Annotated in this window: 5 protein-coding genes; 2 read left to right on the top strand and 3 right to left on the bottom strand. The window is 67.1% G+C overall.

The features are described 5' to 3' along the window. Together IG99_RS47235 and IG99_RS49410 are read left to right on the top strand one after the other, a co-directional pair. On the top strand, positions 1-430 hold a 430-nt coding region (locus tag IG99_RS47235), incomplete at its 5' end, for a hypothetical protein (RefSeq protein ID WP_158973388.1). A 272-nt stretch (positions 431-702) separates the two neighbouring features. Further along, positions 703-924 carry a hypothetical protein gene (locus tag IG99_RS49410; protein WP_158973387.1) on the top strand — a complete coding sequence of 74 codons (222 nt, stop codon included), beginning with the start codon at positions 703-705 and terminating at the stop codon, positions 922-924. A gap of 155 nt (positions 925-1079) precedes the next feature. On the opposite strand, the gene IG99_RS43145 is transcribed toward IG99_RS49410, so the two are convergent. Genes IG99_RS43145 through IG99_RS43135 form a run of 3 tightly spaced genes read right to left on the bottom strand, consistent with a single transcriptional unit; the run spans position 1080 to position 3797 of the window. Further along, the gene (locus tag IG99_RS43145) at positions 1080-2336 is read right to left on the bottom strand and encodes a tyrosine-type recombinase/integrase (RefSeq protein WP_037684485.1); all 1257 of its coding nucleotides are present in this window, start codon (positions 2334-2336) and stop codon (positions 1080-1082) included. Further along, positions 2336-2524 carry a helix-turn-helix domain-containing protein gene (locus IG99_RS43140; protein ID WP_037684484.1) on the bottom strand — a complete coding sequence of 63 codons (189 nt, stop codon included), beginning with the start codon at positions 2522-2524 and terminating at the stop codon, positions 2336-2338. Before IG99_RS43140 ends, IG99_RS43145 begins: the two co-directional genes overlap by 1 nt. Continuing rightward, positions 2517-3797, bottom strand: a complete 1281-nt coding sequence (locus IG99_RS43135) for a replication initiator (RefSeq protein WP_063768400.1) — start codon at positions 3795-3797, stop codon at positions 2517-2519. Before IG99_RS43135 ends, IG99_RS43140 begins: the two co-directional genes overlap by 8 nt. Between the last annotated feature and the right edge of the window lie 14 nt (positions 3798-3811).

Genomic DNA, 3811 nt, shown 5'->3' with positions numbered 1-3811 from the left:
CGACACGGTCATCGTCACGGGTAACCGCTCCTTCAACAAGCACGCCCGCACGTACAACCTCACGGTTGACGACCTGCACACGTACTATGTGCTGGCGGGCGAGACTCCGGTATTGGTACACAATTCCGGGCCATGTGACCCAGCTGCGCTGGCATCCAAGATTAATGCAGATGATCTGAAGATGACGCGGACGGTGGCGAATCACTTCAGTGACGTGACTAAGGACAGCAGAGTGGCGCGGCCGTACATGGGTTCCACCCAGGTCGTCCGTGAAATCATGGAAGGAAGCGCGCCGAAGCTGGACCCGCGAGGGGCTGCCGGGGCAGTCAGGTGGGACACTCCAGGTGCCATGAATGGGAAATCTGGCACCTGGGAATTGGTTGTCGACACCAACAAAAACACCATTCTCCACTTCAACTTCGTCAGGTAGAAATGGCGCACACATTTACATCTGAAGCGGCGACCCCGCTGGCGGGCACGCTTCGCTACTCCGAATCGGACCGAGGGTTCGCCTTCCATCTGCGGAACTCCGACGACCTGACTGGGCTGGTAGGTGACGGAGGGAGTACGAGCCTCGTCGCTGACACCCTTCAGTTGGAGGTCGCAGTGGACACCGGTTGCGCCCTCTACATATGGGGTTATCTACCGAGGGAGTCGTGGCGGCGGGCAGAATTGAAGCTCCCGAGCTCTGTGAGTGGCAGAGTGACCGTGGAGCTGGATGACCCGCCACTTGAGGCAGGTATCTCCGTATCGATCGCGCGATCAAACTGGGAGGTGCTGTTCGATGAGAGTTCCTCCTTGGTTCGAGTAGTGCGGGATCGGCAACTGCCGGAGAAATTGGTGGAGATCGCTGATGGCGTTCATCTTGGCCTAAGTGGGACCATGCTGAATTCGTTCTGGCTTTTCCCGAAATTCGTCGAGTAGAGCGATTTCAGTGTCCTTTCTGGAGTGCCACGCGACGATCTTCGGGTGGGTCTTCAGGGGCGTTTGACGGCAACGCTGACGGCAACGCGGCCGGACGCCGACGGCCCCACGAGGCATCTCGTGGGGCCGTCGGCGTTGTGGGAGGGAGTGGAGCGCTACCGGCTGGCAGGCTTGCCACCGGGGGTCGTGTCCGGCCTCAGGGCGTTGGTGAGGGTGTTGATGGCTTGGTGCTGGAGGCGGGGGCGGACGTGGGTGTAGACGGTGGCGGTGACGCCGATGTGGGCGTGACCGAGGAGTTCCTTGATGACGACGAGTTCGACACCCTGCTCCAGGAGCAGCGTTGCCGCCGTGTGGCGAAGGTCATGAAACCGGATACGCCGCAGGCCGGCGTCGCGGAGGAGCGTGGAGAAGGTACGCGTCAGGTTGGTGGGGTCGATCGGGCGGCCGTTGGACGTGGTGAACACGTAACCGGTCTCCAGCCAGCCGTCCCCAGCTCGCTCCCGCTCCCGCGCTTGCCGCTGCCGATGGTCCTGCAGTGAGCGGAGGCATTCGGTGGGAAGGGCGATGCGGCGCTCGGAGTTGGTGGTCTTGGTGGGGAGGGTTGTCAGGCCGTGGCTGGTGGTGCGCTGGAGGGTGCGGCGGATGCTGACTGTTCCGCTGTCGAGGTCGAAGTCAGTCCAGCGGAGGCCGAGGAGTTCGCCCTTGCGCAGGCCAGTGCGGAGGGCGAGTTCGAACATGGCGTGGAGACGGTGGCCCTCTGCGGTCTGGAGGAGCTGCCGGGCCTCTGCGGCGGTCAGCGGTTCGGTGCGCTTGGGCCGGGGTGTGCCGGCGGGCACGTTGCGGGCGACGTTGCGCGGCAACTCGTCCTCGCGGACGGCGTGCTGGAGGGCGGATTTGAGGACGGAGTGGACGTAGATGATGGTGAGCGGGGAGAGTTGCTTGCCGCAGCAGGCCCCGGCCGTGCAGCACACGCCCTGGTGGTCGAGCCCTCGGGTACAGCATTGGCAGGTGTTGCGGAGCTGGTTGAGGAAGGTGCGTACGTCCTTGGCCGTCAGCCGTCCGAGTTTCTTCCTGCCGAGGGCTGGCGTGATGTAGAGGCGGACGGTGGCGTGGTAGCGGGTGTGGGTGGTCTCGCGGAGCTGGTGGACGGCGATGTTGTCCAGCCAGTGCTGGAGGTAGACACCGACGGTGCAGTCGGCGGCGGGTGCGGGAAGTCCCCGGTTGCTTGCGGCCATGCGTTCGGTGAGCCTGTCGACGGCTTCTTTGCGGGTGGCCCCGTAGACGCGGGTGCGCTTGCGGGTGCCGTTGGTCGTCAGGATGTATCCGGCGGCTTCCCAGCGGCCGTCCTTGCGCTGGTAGACGGTGCCTTCGCCGTTTGCGCGGGACTTGCGGGCGGGGCGAGGAGCGGTCATCAGGCGGCGGCTTCCTGGTTGAGGCGGGTGCGGATGAAGTCGGTCAGCGCGTGGGTGGGGATGCGGCGGGCGCGGCCGATGGTGATGGAGGCGAGCTGGCGGGTGCGCAGCAGGTCGTAGACGGCGGAGCGCCCGACCTTGAGCCGGGCCATGACGTCCGGGACGGTCAGCAACTCTTCGTCACGCATGGGTGGGTTCTCCTTGCGCTCCTGGGGCGGGGGTGAGGGAGGCGGCCAGCCAGGCTTCGGCGTCGGAGAGGCCCGTACCGGCGAAGACCCAATGGGCGAGGACGTAGGTCGTCTCAGGTGGGGAATCGCTAGCGGCCGCTTGTGCTCGGCGCCATTCGGCGCGGGCGTCGCGGAGGGCGCCGAGGGTGGTGGAGTAGCGGCAGGATTTTGTGGAGAAGTGGCCGCGGAAGCCAAGCATGTGTGCCCAGGCGCGCAGGCGGAGGTGTTCGAGGTTCTTGCGGGTGCCGAGGGCCCAGGCGGTTCGGATGAGGCGGCGGGCGTGGTCGCTGACGTCGAGCTGGGCGAGTTCGGCGGCGAACTTCAGGGGGCGGTCGAGCGCTCCCGTCGCGGTCTCGGCACCCTTGGTGGCGTACTTGGCGATGTACGCCGCCACGGCGCCCTCGGTCAGCTCCTGGCCGTCGTTGAAGTCGGCGGATCGGATGGTGCGGACGTCGAGCTGTCGCCAGAAGGTGAAGGTGTGGGCGCGGTCGTCGATGGTCGGGCCCTCGACCCGGACCTTGGACGCGGCGGCGCGGATCGCGTCGGTGAGCAGCTCAGCGGTGGCCCATGCCGGGGGCGGGGTGTCTCCGCCGCCGGGGCCGTCGAGTCGGATTACGGCGTGAAAGTGGACGGCCCCGCGCTTCTGGTACTCGGCGACCTTGGCGAAGGAAACGCGGGCGTGGTCGCGGAGACGCCGTTGTGGGAGGCCCGCGCGCTTGGCGACCTCCCGGCGCAGGTGGATGGAGAAGCGCCGCCAGAGGAGCCCGGCGTGCGCGTTCCACAGCACGGCCGCCGTGTAGTCGTAGGTGTCGGGGTTCAGTGGGGTGCCGAGTGCTTCGTCCTCCTGGTCGTGGTGGGTGCCGCAGCGGCAGGGGCGGCCGGTGGACGGGCGGTTGTGGACGGGGCCGAAGCCGGGGGCGGTGAAGGTGGCGAAGACGCGGGGGTGGGTGGCGACGCGTTCGGGGGTGCCCTTGCCGCCGCGCAGTCCGGCGGTGATCAGTTGGAAGGTGTCGCGGCGGTAGACCTCGGCGCAGGCTGGGCAGCGGGTGGTGCGGCGGTTGTTGCAGCGGACGAGGAGTTGGCCGGCCGGGAGGGTGGTGGAGTCGAGGTGCTGGAGGATGCGGCCGATCTCGCCGGTGGTGGTGTCGATGTCGTAATCGGTGCGGTGGCCGTCGAGGCGGATCGGGTGGGTGCAGCCGCCAAGGCCGGAGAGCTGGCGGAGGATACCGGGCAGGGTGCCGTCTGAGG

The organism is Streptomyces griseus subsp. griseus, assembly GCF_000720255.1.
In the GTDB taxonomy this organism is placed as follows: Bacteria; Actinomycetota; Actinomycetes; order Streptomycetales; family Streptomycetaceae; genus Streptomyces; species Streptomyces griseus_I.
The sequence above is the reverse complement of the archived record's forward strand: the minus strand, read 5'-3'. Positions and strand labels throughout refer to the sequence as shown.